Annotated in this window: 15 protein-coding genes and 1 pseudogene; 3 read left to right on the top strand and 13 right to left on the bottom strand. The window is 69.4% G+C overall.

Annotated features, from left to right (window positions below):
* Nucleotides 1-20: 20 nt before the first annotated feature.
* The 3 genes from ACQ86A_RS08730 to ACQ86A_RS08740 form a co-directional block, all read right to left on the bottom strand.
* A complete protein-coding gene (locus ACQ86A_RS08730; RefSeq protein WP_431280144.1) occupies nucleotides 21-332 on the bottom strand; it encodes a DUF6510 family protein in 312 nt (103 codons plus the stop codon).
* Nucleotides 333-483: 151 nt separating this feature from the next.
* Entirely contained in the window at nucleotides 484-1,068 is a 585-nt protein-coding gene (locus tag ACQ86A_RS08735; RefSeq protein WP_431280145.1) for an FAD-binding oxidoreductase, read from the bottom strand.
* Nucleotides 1,065-1,658, bottom strand: coding sequence for a sulfite oxidase-like oxidoreductase (locus ACQ86A_RS08740; protein ID WP_431280146.1), 594 nt, complete (start codon nucleotides 1,656-1,658; stop codon nucleotides 1,065-1,067). Before ACQ86A_RS08740 ends, ACQ86A_RS08735 begins: the two co-directional genes overlap by 4 nt.
* 62 nt (nucleotides 1,659-1,720) lie before the next feature.
* Here ACQ86A_RS08740 and moaA point away from each other — a divergent pair, with 62 nt between their 5' ends.
* Both moaA and ACQ86A_RS08750 read left to right on the top strand, forming a co-directional pair.
* The gene (gene moaA, locus ACQ86A_RS08745) at nucleotides 1,721-2,809 is read left to right on the top strand and encodes a GTP 3',8-cyclase MoaA (protein WP_431280147.1); all 1,089 of its coding nucleotides are present in this window, start codon (nucleotides 1,721-1,723) and stop codon (nucleotides 2,807-2,809) included.
* On the top strand, nucleotides 2,802-3,050 hold the full coding sequence (locus tag ACQ86A_RS08750; protein WP_431280148.1) for a MoaD/ThiS family protein: 249 nt from the start codon (nucleotides 2,802-2,804) through the stop codon (nucleotides 3,048-3,050). The genes moaA and ACQ86A_RS08750 overlap by 8 nt, the downstream gene beginning before the upstream one ends.
* A gap of 5 nt (nucleotides 3,051-3,055) precedes the next feature.
* Here the strand turns inward: ACQ86A_RS08750 and ACQ86A_RS08755 are convergent, their stop codons facing one another.
* From ACQ86A_RS08755 to ACQ86A_RS08800, 10 genes and pseudogenes are all read right to left on the bottom strand, one after another.
* The gene (locus ACQ86A_RS08755) at nucleotides 3,056-3,898 is read right to left on the bottom strand and encodes a sulfate/molybdate ABC transporter ATP-binding protein (protein WP_431280407.1); all 843 of its coding nucleotides are present in this window, start codon (nucleotides 3,896-3,898) and stop codon (nucleotides 3,056-3,058) included.
* Nucleotides 3,899-3,972: 74 nt separating this feature from the next.
* A pseudogene (locus ACQ86A_RS08760) lies at nucleotides 3,973-4,101 on the bottom strand (ATP-binding cassette domain-containing protein); the annotation flags it as partial.
* Complete coding sequence (locus ACQ86A_RS08765; protein ID WP_431280149.1) at nucleotides 4,098-4,898, bottom strand: ABC transporter permease; 801 nt, start codon at nucleotides 4,896-4,898, stop codon at nucleotides 4,098-4,100. The pseudogene ACQ86A_RS08760 and the gene ACQ86A_RS08765, both read right to left, overlap by 4 nt.
* A 4-nt stretch (nucleotides 4,899-4,902) precedes the next feature.
* Nucleotides 4,903-5,709, bottom strand: a complete 807-nt coding sequence (gene modA / locus ACQ86A_RS08770) for a molybdate ABC transporter substrate-binding protein (RefSeq protein ID WP_431280150.1) — start codon at nucleotides 5,707-5,709, stop codon at nucleotides 4,903-4,905.
* Between the two features lie 2 nt (nucleotides 5,710-5,711).
* Nucleotides 5,712-6,113, bottom strand: a complete 402-nt coding sequence (locus tag ACQ86A_RS08775; protein WP_431280151.1) for a TOBE domain-containing protein — start codon at nucleotides 6,111-6,113, stop codon at nucleotides 5,712-5,714.
* A gap of 47 nt (nucleotides 6,114-6,160) precedes the next feature.
* Nucleotides 6,161-6,574, bottom strand: coding sequence for a molybdenum cofactor biosynthesis protein MoaE (locus tag ACQ86A_RS08780; protein WP_431280152.1), 414 nt, complete (start codon nucleotides 6,572-6,574; stop codon nucleotides 6,161-6,163).
* The gene (gene moaCB / locus ACQ86A_RS08785; RefSeq protein WP_431280153.1) at nucleotides 6,571-7,596 is read right to left on the bottom strand and encodes a bifunctional molybdenum cofactor biosynthesis protein MoaC/MoaB; all 1,026 of its coding nucleotides are present in this window, start codon (nucleotides 7,594-7,596) and stop codon (nucleotides 6,571-6,573) included. Before moaCB ends, ACQ86A_RS08780 begins: the two co-directional genes overlap by 4 nt.
* Nucleotides 7,593-8,810, bottom strand: coding sequence for a molybdopterin molybdotransferase MoeA (locus tag ACQ86A_RS08790; RefSeq protein WP_431280154.1), 1,218 nt, complete (start codon nucleotides 8,808-8,810; stop codon nucleotides 7,593-7,595). The genes moaCB and ACQ86A_RS08790 overlap by 4 nt, the downstream gene beginning before the upstream one ends.
* 4 nt (nucleotides 8,811-8,814) lie before the next feature.
* Nucleotides 8,815-9,960, bottom strand: a complete 1,146-nt coding sequence (locus ACQ86A_RS08795; protein WP_431280155.1) for a ThiF family adenylyltransferase — start codon at nucleotides 9,958-9,960, stop codon at nucleotides 8,815-8,817.
* A 16-nt stretch (nucleotides 9,961-9,976) separates the two neighbouring features.
* Nucleotides 9,977-11,518 carry a molybdopterin-dependent oxidoreductase gene (locus ACQ86A_RS08800; RefSeq protein ID WP_431280156.1) on the bottom strand — a complete coding sequence of 514 codons (1,542 nt, stop codon included), beginning with the start codon at nucleotides 11,516-11,518 and terminating at the stop codon, nucleotides 9,977-9,979.
* 75 nt (nucleotides 11,519-11,593) lie between these two features.
* On the opposite strand from ACQ86A_RS08800, the gene ACQ86A_RS08805 reads away from it, so the two are divergent.
* The gene (locus ACQ86A_RS08805; protein ID WP_431280157.1) at nucleotides 11,594-14,176 is read left to right on the top strand and encodes a DEAD/DEAH box helicase; all 2,583 of its coding nucleotides are present in this window, start codon (nucleotides 11,594-11,596) and stop codon (nucleotides 14,174-14,176) included.
* Nucleotides 14,177-14,310 lie beyond the last annotated feature (134 nt).

The raw sequence follows: 14,310 nt of genomic DNA on the forward strand, positions 1-14,310 counted from the left end.
GGCGAGGATGCTGGACGCTCCTACTCGGGGCCGGTGGACTCCGCCGGATGCGCCTGGTCGTCGACCGCGAGCTGCAGCCAGATCATCCCCTGCATGTCGATCGAGACCTTGCCCGGCTGCTCCACCAGCATGGCGAGAACGTCGCCGCAGGCGGAGCAGCGCAGCACCATCCCGTGCTGGTCGACGTAGACGCGGGCCTTGGCCACGACGGTCACGTCGCCGCAGTGGGCGCATTCGCCGCGCGCGCTCGTGACGTCGACGGCGAAGACCTCGGAGAGGAGCCCGGCGGCCGCGTTGCCGTCGAGGTAGTTCATGTCGGCCATGTCGGTCATGTCGTGCCTCCGAGTCCGCCGTAGCGTTCGGTCTTGATGCGGTCGGGGTCGTACCCCGCGGCGACGAGCCAATCGGCGACGGACTCGACGAACGCGGTCGCCCCACAGATGAAGAAAGTTGCCGCCGCCTCCGGGGGCAGGATGTGCTGCTTCAGCGTGTCCTCGGTGAGCCGCCCCGCGGCGACAGGCCAGTTCGCCGGTGCCGACCGCGTGTAGACGTATGTGATCTCGAGGGGGATGCGGCATCCTGCTCGAGCTTGGCCAGCTCTTGCTTGTAATACACCGACCCGGGCATCCGCACCGAGTACAGCAGTCGGAACGGCGCCGTGTTGGGCATCGCCGCGTGCGCGCGCGCCATCGAGACGAGCGGCACCACGCCGGAGCCGCCGCCGATAAGCTGCACGGGCCCCTCGTCGCTCGGCCGCCAGACGAACCATCCGCCGACCGGGCCGCGCACCTCGAGCTGGTCGCCGACGGCGATGCCTCGCACGAGGTAAGGGGAGACCTCACCGTCGGCCAGCTCCTCGACGGTCAGTTCGAGTTCATCTCCGGGCAGGGCGGACGCGATCGAGTACGAACGGACAGCCTGATACCCGTCGGGCGCGGTCAGCCGGATATCGACGTGCTGACCGGCGACGTGGCCGTGAAGGCCGGGGATGCGAATCCTGAGCGTGCGAGCGGTCGGCGTCTCGAACTCGGCGCCGACCAGTTCGGCGACCCGCCAGACACTGCTCACCCGTAGCGCTCTTCGCGCCAGGGGTCTCCGTACATGTTGTAGCCGTTCTGCTCCCAGAACCCGGGAGCGTCACGAGCCATCATCTCGAGCCCGCTCACCCACTTGGCGCTCTTCCAGAAGTACAGATGGGGAACGAGCAGGCGGGCGGGGCCACCGTGCTCAGGGGCCAGATCGGTGCCATCGAAGGTGTGCGCCACCCAGGCCTTGCCGTCGAGCAGGTCGGCCAGTGGGACGTTGGTCGTGTAGCCGCCGTACGAGTGGGCCATCGTGTACTCGAAGTCGGTGTCGACATCCTGGAACAGCGTGTCGAGCTTCACCCCGCGCCATGAGGTGCCGAGCTTCGACCAGCTCGTGACGCAGTGGATGTCGGTCGATACATCGTCCTGAGGCAGCGCCATGAACTCTGCCCAACTCCAGCGGTGCACCACGCCCTTCTCGGTCGTGATCGTGAACGCCCACTGGTCGTGAGGGATGCGCGGCGTCGGCCCCGCCGAGAGCACGGGGAAGCCGTCGGTCAGGTACTGTCCGGGTGGTAGCCGGGGATCCTCGGCGCGGCGGCGTCCGAGGAATCCGGAGGAGATGATTCCCATACTCGGAGCCTATTCCCGGATGCGTCGGCGGTCTACGGTCCGTGCCGGTCTAGGGTGAAGAGGTGACCGCCGTCAACCTCGGACTTCCCGCCCGCCCGGCAGGGTCGAACGCGCTCGGCGCGCCTGGCGCGAGTGCGCCGAGTACGGCCGGCCGCCCGGATGTGCCCGGCCTCGTCGACCGCTTCGGCCGCGTGGCCCGCGACCTGCGGGTGTCCGTCACCGAGAAGTGCTCGCTGCGGTGTACATACTGCATGCCCGCGGAGGGTCTGCCGAGCATCCCGCGGGAACAGCTGCTCACCGCGGCCGAGATCGGACGGCTGGTCGGAATCGGCGCGCGCGACCTGGGGATCACCGAAGTGCGCTTCACCGGGGGCGAACCGTTGATGCGAGCCGACCTCGCCGAGATCGTGGGCCTCTCCGCTGACGCGGCACCTGGTGTCGATCTCTCGATCACGACCAACGGGATCGGGTTGGACCACCGCATCCGGAGCCTCGTGGATGCTGGGCTCACCCGGGTGAACGTGTCGCTCGACACGGTCGACCGTGCGCATTTCGCCTCGCTCACTCGCCGCGACCGCCTGCCGGCCGTGCTCGCCGGGATCCGCGCGGCGCACGACGCCGGGCTCACCCCGCTCAAGGTCAACGCTGTGCTGATGCGCGAGACGCTTGCCGGTGCCCCGGACCTGCTCGCGTGGGCGATCGAGAACGACTGCCGTCTGCGCTTCATCGAACAGATGCCGCTCGACGCCGACCACAACTGGGCGCGCGACAACATGGTGCCGGCCGCTGAGCTGCTCGACGTGCTCGGCACCCGGTTCACGCTCATTGAGAAGGGCCGCGACGACCCGTCGGCCCCGGCCGAGGAGTGGTTCGTGAACGGAGGACCGGCGACCGTCGGGATCATCGCATCCGTCACCCGCTCGTTCTGCAGCGCGTGCGACCGCACGAGGATCACGGCCGAGGGCACGGTGCGGTCGTGCCTGTTCGGCGACCAGGAGACCGACCTGCGCGGCCTGCTGCGCGGCGGGGCCGACGACTCGGAGATCGCCCGGTGGTGGCGCGGAGCAATGTGGAACAAGCAGGCGGGGCACGGCATTGACAGCGCCACTTTCGCGCCGCCGCAGCGGAGCATGGGGGCGATCGGTGGCTGAGACCGTGCTCGTGCGCTACTTCGCCGCGGCCGAAGAGGCGACCGGTCGCGCCGAGGAGCGCATCGCCCTCGACGAGCCGACGCTCGGTGCTCTGCGTGCCGAGCTGCTCGAACGATACGGGTCCGGCATCGAACGGGTGCTGCGGTCGGGCTCGTTCCTCGTGGACTCGGTCGTCTCCCGCGATCCCGCCAAGCGGATCACCGCGAGCGTCGACGTGCTCCCGCCCTTCGCCGGCGGCTGATCCGGTCAGGCGCGGTAGAGCGAGACGGCGGTCGCCGGAAAAGTGAGCGTGACCGGGACGCCCGGCCCCAGGCCGAGATCGGCGACGGTCGCCGGGGTGGCCAGCGCAGGGTACGAGTCGGTGCGGACGCGGATAAGGTCGCCGCGGGGTTCGAGGTCGACGACGACGGCGGGCACGTGGTTCTCGAACTCCGAGGCGGGCAGCCTCCCAGACCGCGTGAGGCTCACCTCGGCAGGGCGGAGCGTGGCGGCGACGCGCGCATCCGTCGACACGGGTTCGATCGCGGTCGCCAAGAGCGAGTTCCCGTTGTCGGTGACGAGACCGGATGCTGTGCGCCGGCCGGTGAGCAGCGTCACCCCGGTGAGCTCCGCGGTGAACGCGTGGCGCGGTCGCTCGAGCACGGCGCGGGTGGGGCCTTGCTCGACGATGCGTCCGCTGTGCAGCACGATCACACGCTGAGCGAGCAGGTACGCGTCGAGCGCATCGTGGCTGACGATGACGGCGGTGCGGTCGGCGAGCACGCGCGAGAGCATCTGGCGAGCTGCGGAGGTGCCCGTCACATCCAGTGCCGATAGCGGCTCGTCGAGCAGCAGCAGGTTGGGCTCGGCGGCCAGCGCCCGCGCTATCGCGACCCGCTGCGCCTGGCCGCCCGACAGCTCCGAGGGGTGGCGATCGCCGAACTCGGTCGCATCTGCCTCGGCGAGCCAGCGCTCTCCGACGCTCTTGGCCTCGGTGCGCCCGAGCCCTGCCGTGCGCGGGCCGAACTCCACGTTGTGCCGAACGGTGAGGTGCGGGAACAGCAGCGGTTCCTGCGCAAGCAGCGCGATCCCGCGCTTGTGCGGCGGCAGCCAGGTTCGGGGAGGTCGAACAGGGTGCGATCGCCGAGCGAGGCGGCGCCGGTGTCGGGGCGCACGAGACCGGCGAGCATCCCGAGCAGCGTCGACTTGCCGGCACCGTTCGGGCCGAGCACGGCGACGGTCTCGCCGGTGGCCACGTCGAGAGAGAGCTCGATGTCGCGCTCGGCGAGTGTCGCCTCCAGATGCACGCTCACAGGGTCGCCCTCCGGCGGCGACGGGAAGGCTCGCCCGCGCCGTGCGCGACGGCGACCACGACCACGGCGACGACGATCAGCACCAGGGAGAGAGCGACGGCGGCATCGGGGTCGGTCTCGCGCTGCAGATAGATCTCGAGCGGCAGCGTCCTAGTCACGCCTTGCAGGCTCCCCGCGAAGGTAAGCGTCGCACCGAACTCGCCGAGCGCCCTCGCGAACGACAGAATGGCACCCGACAGCAGGGCCGGAAGCACCAGCGGCAGGGTCACCCGCAGCAGCACCGTGCTCGGCCGTGCACCAAGTGTGGCAGCGACCGCTTCGTAGCGTGTTCCCGCCGTCCGCAGTGCGCCTTCGAGGCTGAGCACGAGAAAGGGAAGGGCCACGAAGGTCTGCGCCAGGATGACCGCCGTCGTCGAGAACGCCACATCGAAGACGCCCCCGAGCAGGCCGCGCCGCCCGAACAGGTAGAGCAGCGCGAGACCGCCGACGACCGGCGGCAGCACGAGCGGCAGCAGCACGAGTGCCCGAAAGATTCGCTGGCCGGGAAACGAAACGCGCGCGAGCAGCGCTGCCATCGGAACGCCGAGCACGACGCACAGGATGGTCGCGGCAACCGACGTGCGCAGGCTCAGCAGCAGCGCATCCACCGAAGAGGGCGACGTGACCAACGGGATGAAGTCCGCCCAGTCGACGCGCGCGATCAGAGCAACGAGCGGCAACAGGACGAACAATCCGCCCACGACTGCGACGGCTATCAGCCAGCGCGGTACTCCCAACCCGCTCGACGACGTGCTCAAAGCTTTACGGTGCCCCGAAGCCGGCGGCCTCGAGCACCTTGCGGCCATCGGGTCCGGTCACGAAGTCGACGAAGGCGGACGCCAGTTTCGCGTCTTTCGCATCCTTCAGTGCGACGATCGGATAGGTGTTGACGGTGCTGGCCGCCTCGGGGAACGGCACCGAGTCGACCTTCGATCCCGCGCCCTTGACGTCCGTGACGTAGATGATCCCCGCATCCGCCTCGCCCGAGCTGACCTTGCCGAGCACGTCGGTGACCGACGACTCCTGGCTCACCGGCGTCAGGGTCACTCCGCTCGATGCCTCGACTTTGGCGGTCGCTGCGCCGCAAGGGACTTGTGGCGCGCAGATCACCGTCTTCACGCCGGGCTTGGCGAGATCGGAGAACGACTTGATGTTCGCAGGGTTGCCCGGCGGGACCGCGATCGCGAGCACGTTCGTCGCGAAGTCGACCGGATCATCGGCTGTGACCCCGGCATCGGTCGCCTTCTTCATGTTGGCCTCGTCGGCCGACGCGAACACGTCGGCGGGAGCGCCCTCGGTGATCTGCGTCACCAGGTCGGACGAGCCGGCGAAGCTGAAGGTCACCGTGGTTCCCGGATGCGCCTGCTCGAACTTCTTGCCCAGTTCGGTGAACGTCGCGGTCAGCGATGCCGCGGCGAAGACGGTCGCGGTGCCGCTCAGGTCGTCGGTGGCGGAGGCGCTGGACGTCGGGCTCGACGCGTCCGAGCCCGCGCCCGCGGAGCATCCTGAAGCGGTCAGAGCCAGGGCGATGGCTCCTGCGATGGCGATGCCGGCGGTTCGGGTGCGCATTCTCAGTCCTTTGCGGGGGTCTCGACGATGACGGTCGTGGCTTTGACGACGGCGACGGCGACGGACCCGAGTTCGAGGCCCAGTTCGCGCACGGCCTCGGAACTCATGAGCGAGACGACCCGGTGCGGACCGCACTGCAGCTCGACCTGCGCCATGACCTTGTCGGCGACGATGTCGGTCACGATGCCGACGAAACGGTTGCGGGCGGATCGCCCGATCGACGACGGGTCTGCCGGGAGGATCGCGTTCTGCTTGGCGAGCTGCGCCAACTCGAGCCCGTCGACGACGGCTCGACCGGACTCGTCCTTCTCGCTCGTCAGCATCCCGCTGTCGATCCAGCGGCGCACGGTGTCGTCGCTGACACCTAAGAACTGAGCGGCGTCCTTAACCCGAATCTGCGGCATGAATCACATGTTACAGGCGCATCCGCGGATTTGGGCGCTTCGGATGGTCAGAGACCGACCCACTCCGACGCGCCGTCGGCGAAGTGCTGGCGCTTCCAGATCGGAACGCGCGCCTTGATGAGCTCGACCAGTTCGGCGCAGGCGGCGAAGGCCTCGGCGCGGTGCGGCGCCGCGACGGCCGCGATCAGGGCCAGGTCGCCGACCGTGAGCGAGCCGATGCGATGCTCGGCCGCCACGCGCAGCCCGCTGCGTTCGGCGATGGTCTCGCAACATTCGAGCAGGAACCGCTCGGCTTCGGGATGCGCGCGATAGTCGAGCGAGACGACCCCGCGGCCGTCGTCGTGGTCGCGCACGATGCCCTGGAACGCCACGACGGCTCCCGACTCCGAGCTCCAGACGAACTCGTCGACCGTGGAGGTGTCGAGCGGGTCGCTGCTGATGCGCGCGAAGACGGAGCTCATGCGCTGTGCTCCGCATGACCGTGAACCTGGTCGACGAGATGGGGGAGGAGGTCGCCGAGCACGGCCAGGCCGTCGGCGACTCCGCCGCGCGAGCCGGGCAGGTTGACGACGATCGTCTCGCCCGCGACACCTGCGAGTCCACGGCTGACCGCGGCGAGGGGCGTGTTGGCGAGGCCGCGGGCGCGAAGCGCTTCGGCGACGCCGACGAGCTCGCGATCGAGGACGGCAGCGGTGGCTTCCGGTGTGCGGTCGGTCGGTGAGACCCCCGTTCCGCCGGTGGTGATCAGGACGGCGGGATGCGCGGCCACGGCCTCGCGCACGGCCGACGCGATGTCCGCGTCGGCGACGACCCGGACCTCCGCGTCTGCGAAGCCGTTCTCGGCCAGCCAGGCGGCGATGACCGGACCGGTCGCATCCTCGCGGACTCCGGAGGCCGCGCGTGTCGAGGAGACGAGCACGATCGCCGAAGGTGCCGACTGCGCGGGTGCGGCCTGCGCCGGCGCGGCCTGCGCGGGCGCGGTGGGTACCGCATCCTGAACCACCTCGCCGGTACGTCGCCACTCGCCGCGCTTGCCGCCGCTCTTGAACGCGAGTCGCACATCGGTGAGGCTCGCCGCCGGGTCGACCGCTTTGACCATGTCGTGCAGGGTCAGCCCGGCGACCGCCACGGCTGTGAGGGCCTCCATCTCGACGCCCGTTCGGCCCGTGGTCTTCGCGGTGACCTCGATGTCGATGGTTCCCGCATCCTGATCGAGTTCGAAGTCGACGTTCACCAACGTGAGCGGCAGGGGGTGGCACAGCGGGATGAGGTCGGACGTGCGCTTCGCGCCGCCGATGCCGGCGATGCGAGCTGTCGCCAGTACGTCCGCCTTGGGTAGATCGTCGGCCCGCACCAGGCGCACGACCTCGGGGGTCGTCACGAAGCGGCCCCGAGCAACGGCGACGCGCGCAGTTTCGGGCTTGCCGCCGACGTCGACCATCCTGGCGCGTCCGTCGCTGTCGAGATGGCTGAGCTCGCTCATAGTGTCCAGACTGTCACGTCGGCGCCGGCGGCGAGGTCGACGGCCTCGGCAGGTACGTCGATCAGCACATCGGCCCGGGCCATCCCCGCGACCAGGTGCGAGCTCGGCCCGGAGACCTGCTCGACGAGGCCGGATGCGGTGAGCCGGCCTCGCAGGAACTGCCGCTTGCCGTCCACCGAGTGGATCGCCGTGGCGAGGCCGGTGCGGAGGGTCTCGGCCGCAGGCAGCCCGGCGGCCTCCCGCAGAAGCCCGCGGAGGAAGACCGTGAAGGAGACCTGCGTGCTCACCGGATTGCCGGGAAAGCTCACGATCGGCACACCGGCGACCACGGCCGTAGCTTGCGGTCCTCCCGGCTGCATGGCGACCGTCGTAACCTCGGCGCCGAGCGGTTCGAGAACATCGCGCACGACCTCGTAAGCGCCCTGGGAGATGCCTCCCGAGGTGAGGACGACGTCGCTCGCGGCGACCGCGTCATCCAGGATCGTACGGAACTCGGCGGGATCGTCGTCGCTCGTGCCGCGGAACGACACGACCGCGCCCGCCTGCTCGACCAGCGCCGCGAGGGCGATCCCGTTGGCGTCGAACACCTGCCCGAACTCCACCGGTCGGTCGTCGCGCACGAGTTCGGTCCCGGTCGTCAGGATGCCGACCCGCACGCGGGAGAGCACCGTCACCTGCGCGATCCCCGCCGCGGCCAGAGCCGCCAGGTGCCGCGGGTCGAGGCGGGTCGAGGCCGGAACGATGACCTCGCCCTGACGGAGGTCGCTGCCGCGCTCGCGCACGTACTCGCCGACGCTGCGCGAGCGTCTGATCTCGACGACGGCCCCGTTGAGGTCGTCGTCGCGGCCGAGCACGAGTTCGGTGTCCTCGACGGGCACGATCGCATCCGCACCAGAGGGAACGGGAGCGCCGGTCATGATGCGGATCGTGGTGCCCGGGATGAGCGCGACAGGAGTGGTGTGTCCCGCGGGTATGTCCCCGCTCACCTCGAGAGCCACGGGCACCGTCGCGATGTCGGCCGCTCGCACCGCGTAGCCGTCCATCTGCGAGTTGCGGAAGAACGGGAGGTCGACGGGGGAGAGGACGTCGTCGGCGACGAGTCGCCCGAGCGCATTCTCGATCTCGACGCTCTCTGAGGCGCGGGCGGCGAGCGCCGGCGCCAGCAGGGCCGCGATCGTGGCGGCGTGCTGGTCGACCGTTGTCCGGGAGGTCATGGGTTCAGTATCGCGCCAGGTCGCGGTCGATGTCGCGTGCCCAGGCATCGATGCCGCCTGTGAGCACCCGGCCCCTCGCACCCGCGGCCGCCAGCAGTTCGCGCGCGAACTCCGCTCGCGGGCCGTGATGGCAGACGATCACGAGAGGGTCTTCGCCGAGCCGTTCCGCAACTCCGCGCGCATCGCGCTGAACGACGGCGAGCGGGACCAGGAGGGACCCCGGGATCTCCACCACGTCGGCCTCCCAGGGATCCCGCACGTCGATGATGGTGACGGGAGCGTCGGCGAGCAGCAGCGCCTGCAACTCGTCGGGAGTGATTGCGCCGGGCCCGACCACATCGGCTGGGGCGTCGGCGATCGACGTCGCCGCGAGCGTCGTCACCGGGACGCCTTCGGGATCGCGCTCGTAGCGCAGCTCGCGGAAGCTGCCGCGCAGGGCGTCGTGCACGAGCACGCGGCCGAGCAGCGCATCCCCGACCCCGGTCACCAGCTTGATCGCCTCGCTGAGCATGACCCCGCCGACCACTGCGCACACCGACGGCAGGGCGCCCGCCTCGGCGCAGCTGAGCACGCTGCCAGGCTCGGGCGGAACGGGGAACAGATCGCGGTAGTGCGGGCCGTGTACCGCCCAGCTCACCCCGACCTGTCCGCCGAATTGGTCGACCGCGCCCCAGACCACGGGAACTCCGATGAGCACCGCCGCATCGTTGACGAGATAGCGCGTCTCGAAGTTGTCACTGCCGTCGAGCACCAGGTCGAAGTCGCTCAGGATGCGAAGCGCGTTATCCGCGGTCAGCATCGTGTCGAAGGTGCGCACCACCGTGTCGGAATCGAGCGCGGTGATGGCATCCGCCGCCGACTCGACCTTGAGCCTTCCGACCTGAGCGGGCGTGTGGATGCTCTGCCTCGGCAGGTTGCTGGCCTCGACCCGGTCGCCGTCGATGACGCCGACCGTTCCGAATCCTGCTGTGGCGAGCGTCGGGAGCACGGCGCTGCCGAGCCCGCCTGCGCCGACCACGAGCACGCGCGCGTTGCGGATTCGGCGCTGGGCGAGCATCCCGAAGCCGGGGAGGATGGCAGTGCGGGCGTAGCGCTCGTGCCGATCGGGCGAGAGCTCCGGACCGGGCTCGACGAGGGGCGGAAGGGCCATTCGTCCAGGCTACCGACTACGCGACCGTGACGCTGATCTGGTGCAGTCCGGTCGCGCCGTTCGGGACGACGTCGGCGACTTTCGAGGTCTGGACCTTGCCGTTCGCGTCCGTGGCACGCACCCGGATGCTGTGGCTGCCCTTCGTCGCCGCCCACGCGTACTTCCATTGCCGCCAGGTGTCGATCGAGATCGCGTCCGCCAGGTCGGCCTGCTGCCAGGGACCGTCGTCGATCTGCACGTGCACGGCGCTCACTCCGACGTGCTGCGACCAGGCGACGCCGGCGATCGCGACCGTCTTCGCGGCGACCTGCGTTCCGGCGGCGGGGACGTCGATGCGCGACTCCAGCTTGACGGGACCGCGCTCCGACCAGCCGCGGTCGACCCAGTACGAGGTGGCCTGGTCGAAGCGCGTGACGTTGAGCTCGACGACCCATTTGGTGGCCGAGACGTAGCCGTAGAGCCCGGGGACGACCATCCTGACGGGGTAGCCGTGTTCGAGCGGGAGGGGTTGCCCGTTCATCCCGACCGCGAGGATGGCGTTGCGGTCGTCGGTGAGCGCCTCGATCGGCGTGCCGGCCGTCCAACCGTCCTGACTCTTCGACAGCACCATGTCGGCGTCTGCCTTCGGCTTCGCGCGGGCGAGGAGGTGACGGATGGGGTAGCCGAGCCAGGTCGCGTTGCTGATGAGGTTGCCGCCGACCTCGTTGGACACGCAGGCGAGCGTGGTGGTGCTCTCCTCGAGCGGCAGCTTCAGCAGTTCGGCGAAGCTCAGCTCGATCTCCTCCTCGACCATGCCCGTGATCTTGAGCCGCCAGTTCGCCGGGTCGATCCCGGGGACCTGCAAGGCTGTGTCGATCCGGTAGAAATCGGCGTTGGGCGTGATCACCGGCGACAGCCCCGGGACGTCGAAGGATGCGCCCGGCGGCACGGGAGGCGCCGTGACGGTCGGTTGGGGAAGATGGAACGCGGCGCGCGCGGTCGCGGCCGCACGGTAACCGGATGCGACGACCTGCCCCACGACGACGGCCAGAACGCCGCCGGCCGCGGTCGCGCCGGTCGCGGTGACGAACCTGCGTCGAGTGACGGCCCCGTTCGGCGCGACGCGGCTCGGGACGGTGGCCCGCAGCATCTTGATCAAAGTGCCGAGCACGAGGATGCCCACCACGGCCGTGATCACGGACGGCACCGCATCCAGCCAACCGGCCCCCGAGCGCGTGAGCGCCGCAAGTACGCCGACCGCGCCGCCGACGCCGATCAGGATGCGTCCCACCGGTGGTCGTATCCACTCCAGCCAGCCGGCGACAGCGGCCCCGACGAGGAGCACGAGCGCGAGGCTGATGATCAGCACCGCCTTGTCGCCGGTTCCGAAGAGGCCGATCACGGCCTCCTTGAGCCAGGCGGGGACCAGATCGATGACCAGCGCGCCGACGACGAGCACGGGGCTGCCGTTCTGGACGAAGAATGCGCTGACGAGCTCACCGGCACCGACTCCTGCGAGAACGCTCGCGACTCCCGTGAATGCCGGGCGCCAGAAGGTCGCCCGATCTGAATTCGCCACGTCGTGAGGCTATGTCCGCAACCTGGGACTCAGGCGTAAGACGCGCGCGGCGCGGCGTGGGAGGCTTGGTGCACCATGCCAGATGCAGATCAGTCCGTCTCCGCACGCCGACTCCGCGTAGAGGACATTCCCGGGTACGCCGGCCCGGGCTCGTACGACGACGACGCAGCGTACGAGACGTTCGTCGCCTGGGTGGAGGCGGGCGGGCTCAGCCTCTATCCCGCGCAGGACGAGTCCCTGATCGAGATCGTGTCGGGCGCGAACCTCATCCTGAGCACCCCCACAGGAACCGGCAAGTCACTCGTCGCCGTCGGTGCGCACTTCACCGCGCTTGCGCGCGGCGAGCGCAGCTTCTACACCGCACCGATCAAGGCGCTGGTGTCGGAGAAGTTCTTCGCGCTCGTCGAGATCTTCGGCGCCGAGAACGTCGGCATGATGACGGGGGACTCGGCCGTGAACGCGGATGCGCCGATCATCTGCTGCACAGCGGAGATCCTGGCCAACCTCGCGTTGCGTCACGGCGAGGACACCCCCGTCGGGCAGGTCGTGATGGACGAGTTCCACTTCTACTCCGATCCCGACCGGGGCTGGGCCTGGCAGGTGCCGCTGCTGACTCTGTCGCGCGCACAGTTCATCCTGATGTCCGCGACCCTCGGCGACGTGACCGCGCTCGCCGCGGACCTCACTCGTCGAACCGAACGCGAGACCGCAGTCGTCACCGGGGTCGAGCGTCCCGTTCCGCTGCACTACTTCTACGAGGTCACGCCCGCGCACGAGACGGTCGAAGATCTGCTCGGCACCGGTCAGGCACCGATCTACATCGTGCACTTCTCGCAACTCGCTGCCTTGGAGCGTGCACAGGCCCTGTCCAGCGCGCGCATCGCATCCCGCGAGCAGAGGGATGCGATCGCCGACCTGATCGGCGAGTTCCGGTTCACGACCTCGTTCGGCAAAACCCTCTCGCGGTTGCTCCGGCAGGGGATCGGCGTGCACCACGCGGGCATGCTGCCCAAGTATCGCCGCCTCGTCGAGCAGCTCGCCCAGCGGGGGATGCTGCGGGTCATCTGCGGCACCGACACCCTCGGGGTCGGCATCAACGTGCCGATCCGCACCGTCATGTTCACGGCTCTGACCAAGTTCGACGGTGTCAGGATGCGCCAGCTCAACGCCCGCGAATTCCACCAGATCGCGGGCCGTGCCGGTCGCGCGGGCTATGACACGGCGGGAACGGTCGTCGCCCAGGCGCCGGAGCACGAGAGTGAGAACATCAAGGCGATCGAGAAGGCCGGGGACGACCCCAAGAAGCGCCGCAAGATCGTGCGCAAGAAGGCGCCGGAGGGCTTCGTCTCGTGGGGGGAGCCGTCGTTCCGCAAACTGATCGACGCCGAACCGGAGACCCTGACCTCGTCGATGCAGATCACGAGCGCGATGCTCATCAACATCGTCGGGCGCGGGGGAGACGTCTTCGAACACGTGCGCTCGCTCGTCTTCGAGAACCACGAACCGTGGAAGCGGCAACTCGCCCTCGCCCGGCGCGCGCTCGGGCTCTACCGATCGCTGCTGACGGCCGGGGTCGTCGAGAAAGTGGGTGGCCAGATCCGTCTCACCGTCGACCTGCAGCCGAACTTCGCGCTCAACCAACCGCTCTCGCCGTTCGCGCTCGCCGCCTTCGAGCTCTTCGACGTCGAGTCGCCCGAGTTCGCGCTCGACATCGTCTCCGTGGTCGAGGCCACGCTCGACGACCCGCGTCCCGTGCTCTCCGCACAGCAGTTCCAGGCGCGTGGCGAAGCTGTCGCCGCCATGAAGGCGGAGGGGGTGGAGTACGACGAGCGGATGGAGGCGCTGGAGGCGGTCACGCATCCGAAACCCCATGATGAGCTGCTGCACGAGGCCTTCGTCACCTACGCGGGCAGCCAGCCGTGGGTCACCGACTTCGAGCTCAGCCCGAAATCGGTCGTGCGCGACCTGTACGAGCGGGCGATGACCTTCGGCGAATTCATCGCGTTCTACAAGCTCGCCCGCTCGGAAGGGGTCGTGCTCAGGTACCTGTCGGATGCGTACCGGGCGCTCGGTCAGACGGTTCCGCTCGAGCTGCGCACCGACGATCTGCGGGATCTCATCGAGTGGCTGGGCGAACTGGTACGTCAGGTGGACTCGAGCCTGCTCGACGAGTGGGAGGAGCTCATCCACCCGGATGCCGCAAAGCACGCCGCCGAATCGACGGAGATCGCGCCGCCCGCGCCCCGCAACGTGACCACCAACCGGCGTGCGTTCTTCGTGCTCGTGCGCAATGAACTGTTCCGCCGGGTGCAGCTTGCGGCCCTCGACAAGGTCGAGGAGCTCGGGGCGCTCGAGGCCGAGGCTGCGGGGCTCGCCGGCGAGGCCACTCCGTCGTTCACCGCGCTGGCCTGGGACGAGGCGCTCGAGGCCTACTACGACGAGCACGACGCGATCGGCACGGATGCGACGGCCCGCTCGGCCGCCATGCTGGTCGTCGACGAGGCTCCCGCCGCGACCGAAGGGGTCTGGCGCGTGCGTCAGATCCTCGCCGACCCGGCGGGCGACCACGACTGGGGGATCAGCGCGGATGTGCTGCTCGGCGCCTCGGCGGAGGCCGGTGTCGCCGTGTTGCGCGTCACGGCTGTCAACCGGCTCTGACGAGCCAAGTTGACCTGTGCCCGAAGGCGTGTGATTATCGTCGTGGTCGCGCATGAGCGCCAGGTCGATCGCATGAAATCCCGAGGAATTCTTGTCTCGGGGCGCACTATGTTCCAACACGAGACTGCACCCTA

This window comes from Leifsonia poae (assembly GCF_050632195.1).
Lineage (GTDB): Bacteria > Actinomycetota > Actinomycetes > Actinomycetales > Microbacteriaceae > Leifsonia > Leifsonia poae_C.

Bases quoted from the DNA above. Each gene is read 5' to 3' on its own strand.
- ACQ86A_RS08730 (WP_431280144.1), bottom strand. From the start codon at position 332: ATGACCGACATGGCCGACATGAACTACCTCGACGGCAACGCGGCCGCC.
- ACQ86A_RS08740 (WP_431280146.1), bottom strand. From the start codon at position 1,658: ATGGGAATCATCTCCTCCGGATTCCTCGGACGCCGCCGCGCCGAGGAT.
- modA (WP_431280150.1), bottom strand. From the start codon at position 5,709: ATGCGCACCCGAACCGCCGGCATCGCCATCGCAGGAGCCATCGCCCTG.
- ACQ86A_RS08775 (WP_431280151.1), bottom strand. From the start codon at position 6,113: ATGCCGCAGATTCGGGTTAAGGACGCCGCTCAGTTCTTAGGTGTCAGC.
- ACQ86A_RS08780 (WP_431280152.1), bottom strand. From the start codon at position 6,574: ATGAGCTCCGTCTTCGCGCGCATCAGCAGCGACCCGCTCGACACCTCC.
- moaCB (WP_431280153.1), bottom strand. From the start codon at position 7,596: ATGAGCGAGCTCAGCCATCTCGACAGCGACGGACGCGCCAGGATGGTC.
- ACQ86A_RS08790 (WP_431280154.1), bottom strand. From the start codon at position 8,810: ATGACCTCCCGGACAACGGTCGACCAGCACGCCGCCACGATCGCGGCC.
- ACQ86A_RS08795 (WP_431280155.1), bottom strand. From the start codon at position 9,960: ATGGCCCTTCCGCCCCTCGTCGAGCCCGGTCCGGAGCTCTCGCCCGAT.
- ACQ86A_RS08805 (WP_431280157.1), top strand. From the start codon at position 11,594: ATGCCAGATGCAGATCAGTCCGTCTCCGCACGCCGACTCCGCGTAGAG.